Here is an 18,580-nt window from a genome sequence, read left to right as displayed (position 1 = left end):
CACCTTTTATGTCAAAATTGTTAGGACCAGCACCCAATCGTTGCCTCTCCCGCTTGAGGGGCATGCAAATCTGCGCTCCCCCTCTCCCGGGAAGGAGCCCTCGTCCGAGAATCGACCGTCTCTCGGGTTAAACCACGCGGCGCGAACCTGCCCCCCGCCGACGCGATCCATGCGGACGTCGACGTACAGCCCGTTCGGGCAATAGATCATCGAGGCGCTTCGCCCCCGCAGCGCCGCCCTATAATTCGACCCTTCGAAGTTGGCCGCGAGCAGCTCCTGATCGGGTTCGCCGTCCTCCATTCGGAATCGGGTCCATAGCTCCTTCAGATGGCGCATCTGGCCGGCTCCCGGCCTGCGCAGCGCGTCCTTCCAATGCATGATGAAGAACGGGCCTGGCTCCTTCAGTTCCACGGAATCATACATGCCGTCGCTCATCGCCCAAACCGAGTGATGGCCGTACGTATGGCCGCAGGCTCCCGAGAATACGGCATAATAAGCGGCGCGGCGCACGTCGGCCTCGTCGAAATAGCCGTTGCGCGGGTTGAAAGCCCGGGGAATATCCTCGTAACAGGGCTCCCCGTCCAGAACGGGCTTAGCGGGTACAAGACCATAGTCGGCCGCTACCATCTTGTAGTTCGCAGGCTCCAGCTCGCCGTGTCCGGATTGGATCATATTGAAATCCAGCCACTCTTCGCCATGTGCATGATAAGAGGAAGAGGAGCTGCCCTTCGGATGAAAGGTCATCAAGTGGCATCCGCCATCGCCCTCCTTCAAGCCGCGCGCCATGCCCACTATCACCTCGAAATGCTTACGGGTCTGCAGCCCGCGGTCTCCTCCGAGCACCCAGATCAGATGCGGCGCATCGCGATATCGCGCGCCCAGCCACTTGCCGTATGCATAAGCGTTGGATGGCGTGAATATTTCCGGGCCTTTGCCATGCCTCGCGTTAAATTTATCGCCCCAGGTCGGCAGCATTGCCACATATAGCCCCATAGCTTTCGCTGTTTCCAGGATATAATCGACATGATCCCAATACGAATACTCGCCGCTTACATCAGGCTGAGACGGATCGTATGTCCCCGCCGCGTCCCGGAAGAGCGGCATTCGGCCGTAGGCATTGCCCGTTGTCAGTCCTACGAGCTCGGCCAGCGCCACGGCTTGCACGACGTTAAAGCCCTGCTCGGCCCGACAAGATAAATAATGCTTGGCGTCCTCGCGATTCAACTTATGGAACAGCTCCCAAGCCGTGTCGCCCAGCCAAAAAAACGGAGAACCGTCCTCATGAGCGAGATACCGCCCGGTCTCGCTTACCTTCAGCTTCCGCATGTTATCGCCCAATGTTCATGACCTCCCCTCCGATGCCCCTACAGTATCGAATTCGATGACGCCCCACAAGAGCTTTCGCCCAAGAAGGCGAAAATGGACAACGGAGTTAAAAAAGTCTCATAGGCGCCCTCGTTCGGCCGTTATACAATGAACGCTAGAGAGGGGGGAGCAGCGCATGACGGCTTCTGGAAGAAACGCGCCGCCGCCGGCTCATGTTTATTTGCCGACGGCAAGCACGGCGCGAAGCAATCCGATGGATATGGAGGGCTACGCAAGATGCCGCGTTTACTTGCTTGCGGCAGGAGACGAGGACGAAATCGACGTGACCCTTCTTGGAGCGCCGAACGAGGACGGGCCTTATCTGGAGGAAATTTCGGAGCTTGCCCGGCGATTCGGGGTGAAGGGCAGCGTCTCGTACGTTATGGAGGATATATCCCGGTATTTGATCGTCGAAGCGACCAGGCTGCAGGGGAACTGGACAATCTGGGTCGTACCGATGAGAGGGTAAGGAGGAGCGAAGCATGACGATCATGAAAGTGGAAAATATGGCTTTGACCTATACGGGCTCCTGGACCGTCCGGCAGGTCGACCGGGCAAGTCTCGGAAGCCTCCACGAATCTTGCAATGAAGCGGACACCCACGCGGCCGCGTTCTGGGAAGGCTGCTTCGGCGCCATGCGGCTGTTCGCATCTACCGGGCCGTCCCTCGGCATCGCCGAAGTATGGATCGACGGGGAACTTCGATCTTCCATCGATCTGTATGCTCCGGATGACGGGAACGAGGCATGCGTCTTCTCCATGGAGCTCGCTCCAGGCTTCCATACCGTGGAAATACGAAAAAGCGGCAGAAAGCATCCGCTCTCTTCCGCCTATTCCATTACGATCGACCATTTGACGGCCGCTTTGGCGCGTCCGGAGCGTGCCGTATTCCGCCAAATCGTATGCATCGGCGATTCCATCACGTTCGGCGCGAACGTCGAAGACCGTCCAAGGCAGCTGTTCGGGCGCAAGCTTCAGGCGATGCTGTCGGCTCCGGTCAGCATCCACGGCTTGTCCGGCGCGTCCATAAGCCGAATCGCGAGCGTTCTCGACGCCGTTGCCGCGCCTCGGGAGCCCGACTTGATCCTATGGCTCGCCGGCATGAACGACCGGGATCCCCGCGAGCCTTTGCTTCAGGGAATCGGGAGGCTTCGAGCGCTTATGCCGCGGACGAAGCTCATCATGTCCAACATTCCGTATAATACCCACTATACGGAAGTGCAGAACGAAACGAAGGCCTTCGGCGTCCTGCAGGTCTGCAGGCAGCTCGGCATCCCTTGCGCGGATCTGTATGCAGCCACGCGGGGCCAGCGCTCGCTTCATTTGCCGGAGGATACCGTCCACCCGAATGCCGACGGGCATACGTTAATCGCCGCGTTATTTTACAAGGAAATCATGAAGCTGGAGCAGCCCTGAGGTTAATGGCAAGGCAGCCGGCATGGCAAAGAGCAGGATCCGCGAGGGGATGCTGCTCTTTGTTCTGCCGGCGCTAAGGAGCGCTGCCTTTGTATACGGATAAATTATCGAATTCCGCGCTTACCGTGTCGCCGACCAGACAGGCTTCGCCCGTCAGGATGATCTTGATGTCGGTGTTCCAGGCGACCGGCGTGCTTGCCCGCTCGACGCCGTCGATATAGAACTTCACCGTGCTGCCGTCATGAACCATCTTCATCCGGTGGTTGCCCCTGTCGCCGTCGTTCCATACGAGATTGTCGCTGCTTCCGTCCTTGTTGAACACCCATCTATTGTACTCCCCGCTCTGGGCGAAATGGATATATTGCGACGGGCCGACGTAGAGCCAGACGGCGCTTCGGTATCCGGTACCCGATCCATCGAGCGACACCCGGTCCACCTCCACGGTCAGCGGCTCTTCCGGAGTCGCGCGGAACGTAGGAATGCTGCGAAGCGACTTGCCGGCCCAGGTCGCGATGTCGGTCGTGCCGGAGAGCTTCAGCGTGCCGTCCGATACGGCGGCTGTAAGAGCAGAGGCCGATGTCGATCGAAGACCCTGATTAACGATCGTCCACTTGCCCGCATCCACCGCATGGCCTGCGAAGTCATCCTGCATGGAGGTCGACAACGGACTGCTGAACGCCTCCCGCGAGTTGCCGATTTCGCCGATGGCATTCTCCGCGGAGACGACGTAATAATAGCGGGTTGAAGCGTTCACGTCCGTGTCGGTGTAGGTTGTCCCCGTCAATCCGTCCGCGATAGCCGTGTAAGGTCCTCCCGAAACCGTGCTGCGTTTGACCGTGTACCCCGTGGCGCCCGCGGACGGCAGCCAGTTCAGCACGATCTCGTCTTCTTCGCCCGACGCGGTCAAGCCCGCCGCCTCGAAACGAACGACCGCGTAGCTGTACACGTCGGGATCCACGTTGCTTGTTGCCTTGATAATCGCCTGCCGCATCGCGGGCATGGATGCGGGAGCATGGTATACGCCGCCGTTGCTGATCGTGCCGTAATCCGGACCGCCCAGCACCGACCACTTCACGCCGCCGATCCCGCTTAGGACGCATGCTTTGAATTTGATCTTCTCTCCCCAGGTAACCGACTGGTCCGCGGACATGATTTCGATCTGCGTCTCGTCCGGGACCGTCGTATATACGGCAACGCTGTTGGCCGGCAGCAGCTCGTCGTTCAGCTGGCTCGCCACCTGGACCCATTGCTTATCGGCCGGAATTCGGTTCGCGTTCGCGGACGGCATGAAATCCTCGGAATACAGATGGCGCTGCACCGTCTTGTTGATCTCGGACGTAAAGCCGATCGTCACGTTTTTGTCCTCGGTCTTGCTGCCGTTCACGACAAACACCGAATAGTTGCCGTCCGGCAGCCGTACCGAAGTCACATGTAGATCCGGATCCGGCGATTCCGCGGACAGCACCTCGGAATGCGCTTCGACATAACGCGAGAACAGGCCGAAAGCATAGTAGGACGGGTTCGGCGTTGCCGAAATCGGCATCCAGCGGTACAGCCCGTAAGCGTTGTTGTCCAGGAAATCGAGCGGCTCCGGCAAGCGCTGGTCCGCGAAGCGCCAATAGATGAGCGCGGACGCATCATTCCGCATGCCGGACACCATCAGATCGGCGATGCTGACGCCGTATTGGTACGTCTTCCGGCTGTCGGGGCTTGCGATTCCCGCAAACTCCGTGATCATGAACGGCTTCCCGGTCGGGTTCACATGATTCAGCCGGGCCGACAGCCAGCCCGGCAGCGTCGCGTAGTCCTGGCCGTAAGCATGTCCATCGTAAATGTCGAGCACGCCGTTCATCTGCTGCACCGCGTACTGCGTCCAATTCGCGGCGCCCGACTCGTCGGGGCCGATCAGCTTAACCTCCGACCGGATGCCGTCGGACGTGAGCCTGTCATGAATGGCCTGATACATATCCCTGTAATAGTTCGGCTTGCTTACGTTGGTTGGCGTGGCGAAGCTGGCGAGATTCGGCTCGTTATAGGACATGACGTAATTGATGTTGTCATACCCCTTCGCAAGGATGAGATGCTGCAAGGTAGCCGACACCCATTCGCCCCACTCGGCCAGATCGGTCGGGGCGCTGAGCTCCGGCCGCGGCAATCCCGGGAAGCCCAGCCAGCTCTGATTCTCTTCCGTCATGGCGAGGCCCGCGATCAGCATGACTTCGATATTTTGCGATTTCAAGTAGTCCAGCACTTCGTAAACCGCTTTCATTTTATCGCTGTCCGTCTGCATCCCCGCCCAGTCGATGACGTTGGGATCTCCGTTGTCGTTCTCCGGCTCCATCCAGTCGATCTGATACCAGAGGCGCACGATATCCGGCTTCAGCTTGGCGAGCCGGTGCTTCTCGAGTTCCCACCAGTTGTCGTTGAACCCGTCTCCAAGGCTTTCTTCCATATGCGCGAACGGATCGTATTCGGCGCCGATTCCGAGGAAGTCCGGATTAATGACGTTCGCTTGATCGACGGTGACGGAAGCGGCGGCCGCTTGCGCCTCGGACGACGCCGGATGGACGAATGCCAGCGGCGCCATAAGCAGCATGCATAGCAGGACTTGGACCGTTTTCAGGTGGTTCGGCTTCCTTCTCATTCGCATAAACCCACTCTCCTTTTTAGGTGGTCAATCCCATTCGTACTAGCTTGAATTGCGCTGTTAGCCGATGACTGTCGGCACAAGTCACACCTCCCCATGCAGCAGCCGATTTGCGGTACAGCTACATCGTAACACGGGTGGAATTTATTGGAGCTTGTTCATTTTCTACTTCATTATCCTCTCTTAACTTCCTTGTACGGAACGCAAGAAGCGTCCCCGTCGAACCTTTCCGTCAACTGGGCATATGATGCAAAAAAACGAATGAAGGGAATGACCTCCTTGCTTCCAAGCACAACGACGAGCGAAGCCGAGCTGGCGGCTGCCATTCGGCAAGAGGCGACCGCGATCGATCTGCTGGCACGCCTCGCATGGACGGCGCCAAACCGCGAGCATGCCGAGTTTTTGGCACAGACGCTCGAATACAGAAAGCAGCAGCTAAGCGGATTGTCTTATCAATATGCCGCGCTAACGGGAAGGGCGCCTCTGCTGCATATCGACCATGTGCCGTTCCACAGCTACGAGGAAGGGCTGCAACGGGCTTTCGAAACGAGCAACAACGCGACAGAGGAAATAAATGCGTATCGCGACATGACGTTCCAGGATTATGGTCCGCGTCCGTTAGTGTTCAATATCGAAGAAGCTACCAAGCGGAACCGCACGTTCCGTACCGCGCTATGGACGGGCGAGCATATGCAGCTTACCTTGATGAGCATCGACGTCGGCGACGACATCGGGCTCGAGGTTCATCCGACGACCGATCAATTCATCCGGATCGAAGAGGGACAAGGGCTCGTCCGAATGGGCGACAGCCGGGATCGGCTCGACTTCGAAGCCCGGGTGCAGGATGATTACGCGATCCTGGTCCCCGCGGGCAAGTGGCATAACCTGATCAATACCGGCAGCAAGCCGCTGAAGGTGTACGCCATTTATGCGCCGCCGGAGCATCCGCACGGCACCGTGCATATCACCAAGGCGGAGGCTATGGCCGCGGAATAACGAATTCGAGCCAGCTTAGCAGCGTCCCCGCCCCGCGGAGCAAACAAAAAAAACCGATCGTCACCGCTGCAGCAACAGCGGGACGATCGGTTTTTCGCATTTCCAACACAAACTCATACTACCTTTCCAATATAAGCAGGTCCTTTCCCTTCAACACCACCGCGCCGCTTCTTTCCCCGCCGTTCAGCAGATCGCGCATCGGCTTGTCGCCCAGCTGCACGGTCGCATCCTCGGCGTTGTGGTTCAGGACGAACAAGTAGCTTTTGCCGTCCTTGCTGCGTTCGGTCACTTCTACGCCGGCTGTCGGCTGCAGCAGCGGCTCGATGCCCTTCTCGCGGCACAGCTCGGAGACGAACGCCTTGAGGAACTCGCCGTCCGGGCTGGAAGCCACGTACCAGGCATTGCCTTGGCCGAACTTGTTAACCGTCAGCGCAGGCATGCCCTTGTAAAAGTCGGAGCCGTATTCGGCGATGACTTCCGCTCCCTCGGCATGGATCAGGTCGCACAGAATGCCGCACGAATACGAGCCTAACAGAGCGCCGTTTTCCTTCGTCACGACGATTTGGTTGGACTGGCTCGGCAGCAGCGCGTCGATCTCCTCGGCCCAGATGCCGAGAACCTTGCGGAGCTTGCCCGGATAGCCGCCGACCGTGACGATGTCGTTCTCGTTCACGATGCCGCTGAAGAACGTCGTGACGAACGTGCCGCCGCGTTCGACGAACTGCTCGACCTTCTCCGCGAAGCCCGGCTTGATCATGTACATCACCGGCGCGATAACGAGGTCGTACTTGTCCAGCGACTCTTCGACGCTGATCATGTCGGTCGCGATATTTTGCGAGAATAGCGCGTCGTAATATTTGTGCACCTCGTCCACGTACTTCAGCGCTACGCTCGGACCGCTCGACAACTCGACCGCCCAGCGGTTCTCCCAATCGTATACGATGGCCGCTTTCGCTTCGACCCGCGAATCGAGCAGCGTGTCGCCGAGCTGCACCAGCTCGCGACCCAGCTCCGCGCACTCGCGGAAGACGCGCGTATGCTCATGGCCGACGTGCTCGATGACCGCGCCATGGTACTTCTCGCACGCGCCGATGGAGCGGCGCAGCTGGAAGAACATAACGGTGTCCGCGCCATGCGCGACCGCTTGATAGCTCCACAGACGCATGACGCCCGGACGCTTCAGCGAATTGTACGGCTGCCAGTTCTGCTGGCTCGGCGTCTGCTCCATGAGCATGAACGGCTGGCCGCTCTTTAGGCCGCGCATCAGGGAATGCGTCATGGCCGTGAAGCTGACCGGCGTGTCGATGGATGGATAGTTGTCCCACGAGACGACGTCCAGCTCCTTCGCCCATTTGAAGTAATCCAGCTCCGGATACGTGCCCATCAGATTCGTCGTAATCGGCACGTCCTTCGAATGCTTGCGGATCGCGTCGGCTTCGAGCTTGTAGCATTCCAGCAGGCTGTCGGATTGGAAGCGGCGGTAATCGAGCGAGATGCTCTGGAAGTTCGTCCGGTTGCCCGCCCATTCCTCGCTAAGCGCGTTCGGCGGCACGATCTCGTCCCAATCGTAGAACGTATGGCCCCAGAACGCGGTGTACCACGCTTCGTTCAGCGCTTCGATCGTGCCGTAGCGCGCCTTCGCCCAGTCGCGGAACGCCTCCGCGCAATTGTCGCAGTAGCAATAGCCGCCGTATTCGTTCGATACATGCCAGATGACGAGGCCCGGGTAATTATGGTAGCGCTCGGCCAGCTTCTCCGCGATGAGCGCCGAATATTTGCGGTAAGCCGGGCTGTTCGGGCAAGAGTTGTGACGGCCGCCGAAGCGGCGCTTGCGTCCTTCGTAATCGACGCGCGTCACGTCGGGATGGCGCTTCGCCATCCAAGCCGGATGAGCGCCCGTCGCGGTCGCGAGGCAGACCGCGACGTTATTCTGTTGAAGCTTATCCAATATCCGGTCCAGCTCGGAGAAATCGTAGGTCTCTTCGCTCGGTTGAATTTTCGCCCAGGAGAAGACGTTGACCGTCGCGATGTCGATCTCCGCCAGCTTGAACATGCGCATATCTTCTTCCATCGTCGGCGCGTCCCATTGCTCCGGGTTGTAGTCGCCGCCGTACCACATTTTCGGCAATTTGCTGTTAATCATCTCTGTTCGCTCTCCTCTCTGACTCCAAGCATATATCCATACGCATTCCTCTCCGATTATACCCGAAATTGTCCGAAAAAGCCCGAAAACGTCTGATCTTATTCCCGAATACCTTCACCCGATCAAGAAAAGCCGGAAATCGCAAAAAAGAGCCGCTTATTACAAATCCATAGATTAGCGATTATGTTACGTTGGAAGCAGATGGAATGTGGATGGCATTCATTCGAGGAGGTATGAGGATGAGAAGAATGGTTAGCGTTATCCTGGCCATCATGATCTTCGCAGGGGTTGTCATTCCCGCGAATGTTCATGCGGCTGATCCGTCCAGAGAAGGCCACGGCCTCTTGGGCGAGTTTTTCAAATGTATCCCGAATCCGAACAATCGAGAAGACATCAGCGTATTCACCTTCGACGATCTGCGCGGCGAACGGACCGTCGCCAATCTGAACGGCGACTCCTTCGGGAGCCTATTCAATCAGCTTACCGGCTCTCCCGATTACAACACCGCAAGGTTCACGGGCACGATCGTTCCGGCCTACACAGAAGAATACACCTTCTATATGGAAGGCGACGACGGATTCCGGCTATGGGTGAACGGCGAGCTGATGATCGACTTCTGGCAGCAGAAGTGGGAGGTGGAACAGACGAGCAGTCCGATCTCGCTTGAAGCCGGCAAGCACTACGACATCAAGGTCGAATATTTGCAGGGCTGGGGCGGATCTTGGCTTCGCATGGAATGGGAGAGCGCCAGCCAGCAGCGGGAGATCGTGCCGGAGTCCGCGCTGTATCTTCCCGCCGACCGTGTGCTGGCTTCCGTGAAAAACGATCTGGCGGCGGAAATGCGGAAGGCCGATTATTTGATCGAAACGTTCGCGGAGGAGGTGCCGGCAGGCACGGCAGACGAGCTCCGCGCCGCGAGGCTGGAAGCCGAAGAGCTGCTGGGGAGCATCGATGGACAAGAGGCGGACGGGCGCGAAAAAATCGCGCGGCTGACCGCGGCAACCGGCAAGCTGTCCGCCGTCCGTTCCGGCTTCATGACGGAGATGGGCGTCACCAGCTCCTCCGCGCACGACAAATTCAATAACCCGCTCTACCAGGGGCAAGATCCATTCGTCACGTACAAGGACGGCTTCTATTATTTCGTATCGTCCAGCAACCTGGATTCCAACAACAAGGTATACGTGTCCAAATCCCGCACCTTGACCGACCAAGGCGAGAAGGTCATGGTGTTCGATTCGGGCGGCACGCAGACCCGGATTTTCGCTCCGGAGCTCTTCTTCCTGGATGGCAAATGGTATATCTACTACTGCGCGGATTTGAAAGCATTCGGCTATCAGCACATGGCGACCGTCCTGGAATCCGTCACGGACGACCCGCAAGGCGCGTACGTCGACAAAGGCGCGATCTACACCGGAGAGAACGGCGTTTACAAGCAGGCGAACGACTTCACCGTGTTCGAGCATGAAGATCAGCTGTACGCGGTATGGGGCACGCTCGGCGCCGGGGAGCCGGTCGGACCGGCGATCGCTCCGATGGACAATCCGTATACGATAACGGCGGACCGCTCCTTCCTGCCGGGCGGCGGCGGCGAAGGTCCAAGGGTGCTTCAGAACGACGGCAAGCTGTTCATCACGTTATCGGAAGGCGACTATCAATCGAACGCCTACCGCCTGTCTTATTTCATGCACACGGCCGGAGACGTGCTCGACCCGGGCACATGGACGCGCAAGAACGACGTGTTCGTCGCGACCGGCGACGTATCCGGACCGGCGAGAGCCGGCTTCGTCAAGTCGGCGGACGGTACGGAGGATTGGATGAACTATCATTCGCGCGTGTACAAAGATACGAATCGTAACTGGTGGAGACAGGTCAATCTGAAGAAGTTCGGCTGGAACGAAGACGGCACGCCGGATTTCGGCGATCCCGTCTCCCCCTACGAATGGCAGGAGCTTCCTTCCGGAGATCCCGGCCAAGGCGCTATGTATCAGGCGGAGGACGCCATTCTGTTCGGAGATATCTCGATCTCGAACGACTATGCGAATCATCAGGGCAGCGGCTATATCCATTTGCCCGAGACGAGCGGCGCCGAAGCCAGCTTCGTCGTCGAAGCGGAGGAAGCCGGCGACTACATCGTAGGCCTTCGTTACGCGTACGGCAAGCAGGTGAACGGCGAATCGACGAATCAGCCGAACACGCAGCTGCCGGCCAGAGCCAAGGTGAACGTGTTCGTGAACGGCGCGTTCGCGAAGACCGTCGAACCGGACAAAACGGCGATCAGCTGGGAGGAATGGTTCACGGGATCCGAGCGGCTGACGCTGCGGGAGGGCCGGAACGTCATCAGCTACCGCATCGACGCCGGCAGCATCGGGGGCGTGAACGTGGACTTTATTACGATGTATAAAGCGGATGTGCCGAACCCTGTGGAGCAGGCTCCTCTAGCCGCGACGTTGACGGGCGACGCCGCAGCCGAAGCCGAAGCCCCGTTCGACATCCGATACGGATTGGCTCATGTGCCGGACGCCCCGGAGAAAGCCGTCTTCGCGCAGGATCTGATCTTCCATTACGACCCTGCGAAGCTGCAATTCGTTTCGGTCGAGTCCTTGAGAGAAGGCTTGACCGTCATCGATTCCCGGACCGATATCGTCGGCCAAGTTCGCATCCTTGTCGTCAGCGAAGGGGCGGCTTACCCCGTCGCGTCGGACGGCGAGCTGCTGGAGCTCTCTTGGAAAGCGCTAGCCGAGACCGCGGGAACGGATATCGTATTGTCGCGGACGCTGCTGGCAAACGCGGCGGGCGAAGAGACTTTGTTAGCCGAAGTCACGCATCAAGTGAAAATTACCAATAAACCCGTTGGCGTTCCGGGCGATTCGAACGCGGACGGCAGCGTCACGATCGGGGACCTCGCCATCGTATCGGCCCATTACGGCAAGACGGCGGCAAGCCCGGATTGGCAGGCCGTCAAGAAATACGATGCGAACGGAGACGGCAAGCTCGATATTGCGGATCTGGCGTTCATCGCCAGAACGATACTTCAATAACAGCCCCTTCTCAAACCAAAACCGACCTCGGCGCGAGGTCGGTTTTCGTTATTCTTATTCCGTTGGCGGGGGAAGCTAGACTTTCGAACCGAACACCTGCGCCACCTCATCCCGAAATTGCTCCAGCAAAAGAAATTCGCCGCCGCTTGCCAGACTATCGGCCAGACCGGTAAAATACCACTTCTGCTCCTCGTAGCCTCGTTTGAATTTCGTCCACACGGCGTCGCCGGACGTCTCCAGCTCGCGCCGGATCGACCGCAGATTATGCAGCTTATCCGCGCAGGCCAGCAGCCTCGTATCCCGATCCGCCGTCCTCAGGAACGCCAGCGTATGCCGCTTGCGATCCTCCCATGAGGCTCCCTTGTCCGGCTCGGAAGCTCCCTGCACAAGCCGCAGCACCTCCGCGCCGAACCGGCTGCGAATGTCCTCCTCCGTCGTCTCCGTATCCTCCAAGGTGTCGTGAAGAAGCCCGGCGATAACGACCTCCTCCTTGCACTTCGCCTCCAGCAGGAGCATCGCCACGCCGAACGGATGGCTGATGTACGGAATCTCCGTCCCTTTCCTGAACTGATGCCGGTGCGCCTCCGAAGCGAATTCAATGGCCTCGTCGATTTTTCGCATACTCATCACAACCTTTCCTATCCGCTATTATACAGGAAAAGGAAAGAAAGCATGAACGTTCGTGACAAAAGTGGACTTTTTGAACAACCTCTACAACATCCTGTACTTGTGCGAATGGACGAAATAGAGCCCCGTTTCCTTAACCGCTCCGCCGTTCATCCGCTCCCATTCTTCCGCATAAGCCGCAAGCTGCGGTTTATAGCGTGCCGCAAGTCCGGACTCCTCCGGCGCAGTGCCGTACCGATCCGTCTTGAAGTCCGCGATGACCCAGCCGTCGTCTTCCTCGAACGCCAGGTCGATCACGCCGTGCAGCAGCAGCGTCTCCGCCGCACCCGACTCGGGCGCTGGAACGCTTCGCGCAGCCAAGAACGTATATTCGAAGCAGCGCCGCTTCGCTCTCATCACGCGCCGCCACAGCTCGGACGCGACCGTAAGGCGTACCGCTTCCTCGGCTTTCTCCGCCCATCGCTCATCCAGGCCTGCTTCTTGCGCGGCCAGCCGGGTGAACAACGGCAGATCGCCGTCGTCCATCCCTTCGCCGAGCGCCTGCAGGCAGCGATGGACCAGCGTGCCGTACGCGGTGCCGCCGGCCTCCTCAAGGGCTGAAGGAACGCCCCCTTCGTCGAACAAACGCCGCGCTTCCTCTTCGCCGCCGCTGGCCTTCGCCAGTCCGGTCACGCTGGCGAGACGGTACGACGGACGTATCGCTCTCTCCATGATTAAAGTCCGCGTCTCCTCCCATTGCGCGACGGGCGGCATCTGCCGCAGCTCCTCCGCTTCGAGAGGCCGCGCATTCGGAACGTACAGCTCCGAATATCGCTCCAACGAGCCGGCGAGCGGGCTCCACGGATCGATAGCCGGGCGGGATGGATACCGGCTCACGATCAGCAGCTGCTTCGCCCGGGTCGCGGCCACGTACAGCAGGCGATCCGTCTCGGCGCGCATGAACAAGCGCTCCTCCTCGGCGCGCTCCTCCCATCCGGCCGGCTGGGCGATCACCTCGGTCGTATAGCTGTCCTTCCGCTTCTCGATCGTGAAATAGCCTTGCGGCGGCTCGGCCATTCGATCCACGTGCTCCGAGGCATCGTGCTCCACGCACCCGCAAGGGCAGGCCAGCAGAACGACCGGCGCCTCCAGCCCTTTGGCCTTGTGCAGATTCATGACGCGCACCGCGGCTCCGCTCCCGGAGAAGAGGCTGGCCGACTCCATGCTTTCCTCGTCCGTTAATCGGTTCAGCCGCTTCGTCATGGCCGTCCAATCTACCGCGGCGTCCGCGTCCTGCTGCAGCAGCTCCAGCAGCTTGACGAGCGTACCGCACCGAATGGCGCCGCCGCTCCCGGCTCCCGCCGAGGCCGCGAGCAATCCCATATCGTCCACAATTCGCGCGAACGCGGCAAGCGCGGGCAGCTCCGCCGTCCATTCCGCGTAACGCCGCAGCGTTTGAATCGCTTCCTCTACCCGCCGGCCTTTGTCCGACAGCTCATCCGAACGCGCGATGGAGTCCAGGCTTACGGCTCCGCCTTCCCGCCGGTAATGATACAGCTCGTCGTCGCTGATCCCGAACAGCATGCCCCGGAGGACAGCCAGCAGAGCGATCGGATCCGCCCGGTTATTCAGGGACTGCGCCAGCAGGCGAACCGCGCGCAGCTCCTCCGTCATGGCTTCGCTGCCCGACGTATCGGAGGGCAATCCGTATTGCTCCAGCAGCTCCGCGTAGAGCGCGATATACTTGCGATATTTGACAAGAACGAGGAAGTCGCCCGGTTCGGCGGGCCTCAGGACAGGCTTCCCTCTGCCGTCCTTGTCCATTACGTTCAGGTTGCCTTGGCAAGCCCAAGCGATGAACGCCGCCGTCCTCTCCGCGTCGCAACAAGCGATGTCCAGCTGCCGGTCGTAATCCTGCTTCGGCACGGTCATCGTAAATACGCCGTGAAGCGCGCGGTCCTCCGGCGGGTTCGGAAGCTGGGTCAGCATGCGCACGAAGGCCGCCTGATAATCCGACTGACCGCCCGGCTCCGTGAATTTGGCCGCGAAGGCAACGTTTACATAATCCCCGATCGCGTGGACCGAACGGAAGTTGCGCGTTAGGCCAATGACGTCTCCGCTGGCGGCGATCCGCGTTTTGACGAAATTATAGGTCGAGATGTCCGCTCTGCGGAAGCGGTAGATGGACTGCTTCGGGTCGCCGACCACGAACAAGGAGCCCGGTCTCGGTACCGACCTTCGCCAATCGCTTTCTCGCGCATCCCTGCCGGTGAGCAGCAGCATCATCTCGGCCTGCGCCGGATCCGTATCCTGGAATTCGTCGACGAACAATACCCGGAACCGCCTGGCAAAATAATCCCGAACCCCCGCGTCCGAGCGCAGCAGCTCCGCCGCCCGCAGCAGCAGGTCCTGAAAGTTCAGCTTGCCCTCGGCGATCCGGCTCTCCCGGCCGAGCCGGACGGCCGGCAGCACGAACGCCACCGCTTTCGGATGGATATATTCCCTCCAGCTCTTCAGGAACGGCTCGAGCGCGGAGCCCCGCCAAGACTGGAAGGCTTCGCACCATGCCTTGGCTTTCGCTTTATCCGTCCAGCGGTTCTGCGTCACGGTCAGGCTTCGGTCGAACAGCCTCGCGAGCCGCAAAATATTCATCTCGTCCTCCATGTCCCGGACTTCCAGATGCCTTCGGGCTTGGCGGATGGCGGTCTGCAGCGGATCCCATCCCTTCTCCGGCTCGAAGGTCGGCAAGTAAGCGCCGGCTTCCGTAATCATCGGAACAAGCGTATCCCGGATCCATGCGAAATCGGGCCTCTCCGTTTCCGTCATGCGGATCTCGACGTCCTCATACTGCGACACGCGATGATAGACCGCTCTCAGATCGTCGACGTCGACCTGCATCGCAATCAATTCGCCGAGCCGCTCGGTATCGCCGCTCCGCTCCAGCTCGGCCAAGTAGCGATCCCAATTGCGTTCGCGAAGCTCCCGATCCTCGAGCTCGTCGATCTCGCGGAACGCCGGGTCCAGTCCCGCTTCGAGCGGTCTCTCTCTCAGAAGCCGGCCGCAGAACGCATGGATCGTGCCGACAAAGCATTCCGGAAGCTGGTGCAGCGCCCGCTCCCAGACAGCCCGCTCCTCGGCCGTCGCCGCGTCCGCGGCAGCCGATTCCAGCTTAATGCGGAATCGGCCGAGCAGCTCGCCGGCCGCCTTGTTCGTGAACGTGATCGCCGCCATCTGCCTGGCCTCCGCTTTGCCTTCCATAATGACGGCGAGCATGCGGCCGACGATGGACGTTGTTTTGCCGGAGCCGGCGCCCGCTTCAACAAGGAAGGTCGTATCGAGATCCGTAAGGATCCGTCTGCGCGCCTCTTCATCCCTAAGCAGCGCTTCCGTATCGTCAATCATGCCGGCTCACCTCCATCAGCCAACGCAGCCTCTCCGCGTTGCGTTCCGACTCCCGCTTGACCGCGAATGACTTCGCTTGCTGTCCGCATGCCGGGCTGTACTCGCACCGGTCGCATTGCTTCGCGTCGGACGTCGGCGGGAATACCCCCTCCCTAATGGCTGAGGTTGCCGCATGAAGCAGCTCCGCCAGCTCCGCCCTCCGATTCTGGGGCCGGCTTACTTCCTCGCCCATCCCCTTCTCCGTCGGGAACAGATAGGAAGATTCCACAACCTCCGCGTCGGGATCATATCCCGTCTCCTTCATCCACTGCTCGACGGCCAAGCCGTACAACGGCAGCTGCAGCAGGGCTCCGCCTGAGAAGCAGGCGCCACCTCCGTACCTCCCCGGGCTGCCCGTTTTATAATCGTAGATTTTGTAGCGGTGCGGGGCGACTTCGTCGACCCGATCCACGAAGCCCTTGATCGGCAGCGTCCATCCATCTCCGAGCACGACGTTCAGCGGGCTGGAGCCGTGCAGCCGAAGCTCGGTGAGGACGGGTCTCGTGCTCCTTGTCCGCTCGTTGTCGAAGAAGATCCGCACATCGCCTAGAATGCCGGCGCGTTCCTTGCGGAATACCGGCTCGCTGGGCGCCGGCACCTCCTCCGCGTAACGCCGGACCTCGTCTTCCGCGATCTTGAACAAGACTTCCAGGCTGCTTGTGCCCGCCTTTCCTGTATCCCCGGCGATGATTCCGTTCAAATAGCGGTGGAAGATGCCATGCAGCAAGCTCCCCCGCCGACTCGCATCGAGCCAGCGCGTCCGGTCGAATACCGCCTCCTCTTCGGGCTCGACGCCCAGCTGATATTGGAAGAAGAACCGAAGCGGACAGCGCCCGTAACGCTCCAGCATGCTGGCGCTAACGGCAGGGCCGGCGTCACCGCCCAGCTTCATCCGGTGGAGCTTCGTCTCGACGATGCCGTCAAAGGGCGACGCAAGCTCGCCCGACCTGGCCGACATCGCTTCCGCCCCCTTCGCGAGATGCGGATATGCCCCAAGCAGCGCCATTCCTCCTCGGAGGAGGGCTTGTTCCCCGCCGCGCAGCGCGCGCATCCATAGCTCCGATCGATCCAGTTCGGTTCCCGGGCCTGCCTGCGTATAAGTCCGCATGCTGCCCATCGCTTCCATCAGCTGCTCATAGTCGGCGGCGGCCGCCCCGGTCTTCCTCCGGAACAGCTGAAGCAGCTCGTAAGCCGGCATCCGCTCCTTCTGCTCCGCCATATCGTAAGAAGAAAAGCTCGCGGTGACGGTTCCGCGAATCATGCCGAGCCGCCGGTTTCTCGCATCGGCAAGACGTTCCGCGGCGGTCTTGCCGAGCGGCAGCTCCGGATGAATGCGAAGCCGCTCTTCATCCTGCAAGACGGAATCCTGACGGCTCGCGGACGACCAGCTCCTCTCGTCCATGCCGGCGATGAACGTATGCGGTCGTCCCGTCATCCCGCCCGCGGCGAGTGAAGAGACATGAATCATGCCCGGCTTCGGGATCGGCACCGAGCCCGCTCTCATTCCTTCCAGCGCTTCCCGAACGCAGCGCAAGCTTAGCTCCCCGCCAAGCGGGAGGCTGCCTGCCGCGTTAATCGTTCCGAGCAAGGAACGCATTCGGGCAAGCGCCTCCGCATCCCGTTCATCGGCAATGACCGCGTGACGCCCGAGAATGCGGATCAGCGCCTCCAATATCGATTGGGGGGAATGCAAGGCGTTCCCGTCGAACAGTCCCAGCCAGCCTTCGAACGTTCGGTGCAGCGTACGCAGCGCCTGGACTTTCTCCTCGCTCCGTCCCTCGGCCGCGGCTTCCTCCGCAAGCCTGACGAGCAGGGCGTAACGGGAGCTTCCCCAGCCGACCCCGGCTCCTTGCAGCTCCCGAACGTATACGCTTGAGGAAACGCGGGGCGTATCCGGAGCGCCGTCGAACCGGATAACGTCCTGCCTCAGCCCCGACGCTATCGGGGCTATCGCGTAATCGGATTGCAGCCAGTCGAGGATGCACAGCGCAGCCTTGCCTACGCGCGTGGCCCGCAGAGACCGTCCTTCCTCGAACGTCATCGGAATGCCTTGCGATGCGCCGATCGTCATAAGCGCGGATGCTTGCGCGGCGCCGGAAGCGATAATCTCGACTTGGTCGAACGATATCCCGTCCGATACGATACGCCGTATCATTTCCCTGCCCTCCGCAAGAGCGCCGGCGGCGCGGAACAGCTTCAGTCTGGCATAGGGAAACGACTCGGAGTCAAGGAATGAACCTTCCGGCTCAAGCAGTCTGAAGCATCCTCCGGACACTCTCTCAAGCAGCGCTCTGTCGGCGGACGTGCGAAGAACCTCCGGGTCTACGAGCAGCATCGCTTCGTCAGCGCTTGGGCGAAGGTCTTCCAAACGGAATGCCAGGCCGCCCCAATCGATTCGGCGATGCTCCGTCAGCCATTGCTCGTAGCTTGCCAGAAGCTTCCTCACCAGTTCCCCCTTCGCCGGCTGTTCGAATCTCTCCGGCTCAAGCAGCTCCGCGGTCAGCCCGCAAGCTCGAAGCTCAAGCAGCGCCCGGTGGAACGCGTCCGCCAGACCGGGAGTCAAGGTAAGCTTGGCCAAGAAGCCCTCCCGTTCCTTCTGCTGCAGGTCAACCATCAGCTTGTAGACAACCCATCTGGACTCGGAAGAAGTTAGGTAACGCTTCCCCGCCCGCGCGAGCTGCAGCTTCAGCCTTTCGAGCACCCACGCCTCCAGCGTCGTCGCATAAGCATTCGGCACGTCGCCGAACCTGCGGCACATATGCTCCATCCACAAATGCCCTTGCGCGTAGCTGACCGTAAGGAGCATCTTCCGCCTCAGCGGCTCCTCCCGAAGCATGCGGTATAATTGTTCGATTGACCCGCCCATGCCACCCCTCCTGGCTTCTAGCTTTCTTTTCTATCAATTATTCCCCATTTGTCGGGTTGATAG

At 60.2% G+C, this 18,580-nt stretch carries 10 protein-coding genes; 4 read left to right on the top strand and 6 right to left on the bottom strand.

Annotation, left to right across the window (positions count from 1 at the left end; translation table 11 throughout):
• Window positions 1-6: 6 nt before the first annotated feature.
• Window positions 7-1,338, bottom strand: coding sequence for a glycoside hydrolase family 140 protein (locus NQZ67_RS13325; protein WP_257446300.1), 1,332 nt, complete (start codon window positions 1,336-1,338; stop codon window positions 7-9).
• A gap of 163 nt (window positions 1,339-1,501) precedes the next feature.
• Here NQZ67_RS13325 and NQZ67_RS13320 point away from each other — a divergent pair, with 163 nt between their 5' ends.
• The gene (locus NQZ67_RS13320) at window positions 1,502-1,834 is read left to right on the top strand and encodes a hypothetical protein (protein ID WP_257446298.1); all 333 of its coding nucleotides are present in this window, start codon (window positions 1,502-1,504) and stop codon (window positions 1,832-1,834) included.
• 13 nt (window positions 1,835-1,847) lie between these two features.
• Complete coding sequence (locus NQZ67_RS13315; RefSeq protein ID WP_257446295.1) at window positions 1,848-2,780, top strand: SGNH/GDSL hydrolase family protein; 933 nt, start codon at window positions 1,848-1,850, stop codon at window positions 2,778-2,780.
• Between the two features lie 73 nt (window positions 2,781-2,853).
• On the opposite strand, the gene NQZ67_RS13310 is transcribed toward NQZ67_RS13315, so the two are convergent.
• Entirely contained in the window at window positions 2,854-5,430 is a 2,577-nt protein-coding gene (locus tag NQZ67_RS13310) for a glycosyl hydrolase (RefSeq protein ID WP_257446291.1), read from the bottom strand.
• A gap of 258 nt (window positions 5,431-5,688) precedes the next feature.
• On the opposite strand from NQZ67_RS13310, the gene NQZ67_RS13305 reads away from it, so the two are divergent.
• A complete protein-coding gene (locus tag NQZ67_RS13305; RefSeq protein ID WP_257446288.1) occupies window positions 5,689-6,423 on the top strand; it encodes a cupin domain-containing protein in 735 nt (244 codons plus the stop codon).
• 118 nt (window positions 6,424-6,541) lie between these two features.
• Here the strand turns inward: NQZ67_RS13305 and NQZ67_RS13300 are convergent, their stop codons facing one another.
• Entirely contained in the window at window positions 6,542-8,566 is a 2,025-nt protein-coding gene (locus NQZ67_RS13300) for a beta-galactosidase (protein WP_257446286.1), read from the bottom strand.
• Window positions 8,567-8,805: 239 nt separating this feature from the next.
• On the opposite strand from NQZ67_RS13300, the gene NQZ67_RS13295 reads away from it, so the two are divergent.
• Window positions 8,806-11,604 carry a family 43 glycosylhydrolase gene (locus NQZ67_RS13295; protein WP_257446282.1) on the top strand — a complete coding sequence of 933 codons (2,799 nt, stop codon included), beginning with the start codon at window positions 8,806-8,808 and terminating at the stop codon, window positions 11,602-11,604.
• Window positions 11,605-11,679: 75 nt separating this feature from the next.
• Here NQZ67_RS13295 and NQZ67_RS13290 read toward each other — a convergent pair whose 3' ends face one another.
• The 3 genes from NQZ67_RS13290 to NQZ67_RS13280 all read right to left on the bottom strand — a co-directional run bounded on the left by NQZ67_RS13290 (window position 11,680) and on the right by NQZ67_RS13280 (window position 18,517).
• Window positions 11,680-12,231, bottom strand: a complete 552-nt coding sequence (locus NQZ67_RS13290) for an HD domain-containing protein (RefSeq protein ID WP_257446279.1) — start codon at window positions 12,229-12,231, stop codon at window positions 11,680-11,682.
• Window positions 12,232-12,315: 84 nt separating this feature from the next.
• Window positions 12,316-15,612, bottom strand: a complete 3,297-nt coding sequence (locus NQZ67_RS13285; RefSeq protein WP_257446274.1) for a UvrD-helicase domain-containing protein — start codon at window positions 15,610-15,612, stop codon at window positions 12,316-12,318.
• Complete coding sequence (locus NQZ67_RS13280; RefSeq protein ID WP_257446271.1) at window positions 15,605-18,517, bottom strand: PD-(D/E)XK nuclease family protein; 2,913 nt, start codon at window positions 18,515-18,517, stop codon at window positions 15,605-15,607. Before NQZ67_RS13280 ends, NQZ67_RS13285 begins: the two co-directional genes overlap by 8 nt.
• Window positions 18,518-18,580 lie beyond the last annotated feature (63 nt).

This window comes from Paenibacillus soyae, assembly GCF_024623455.1.
GTDB lineage: Bacteria > Bacillota > Bacilli > Paenibacillales > Paenibacillaceae > Pristimantibacillus > Pristimantibacillus soyae.
The sequence above is the reverse complement of the archived record's forward strand: the minus strand, read 5'-3'. Positions and strand labels throughout refer to the sequence as shown.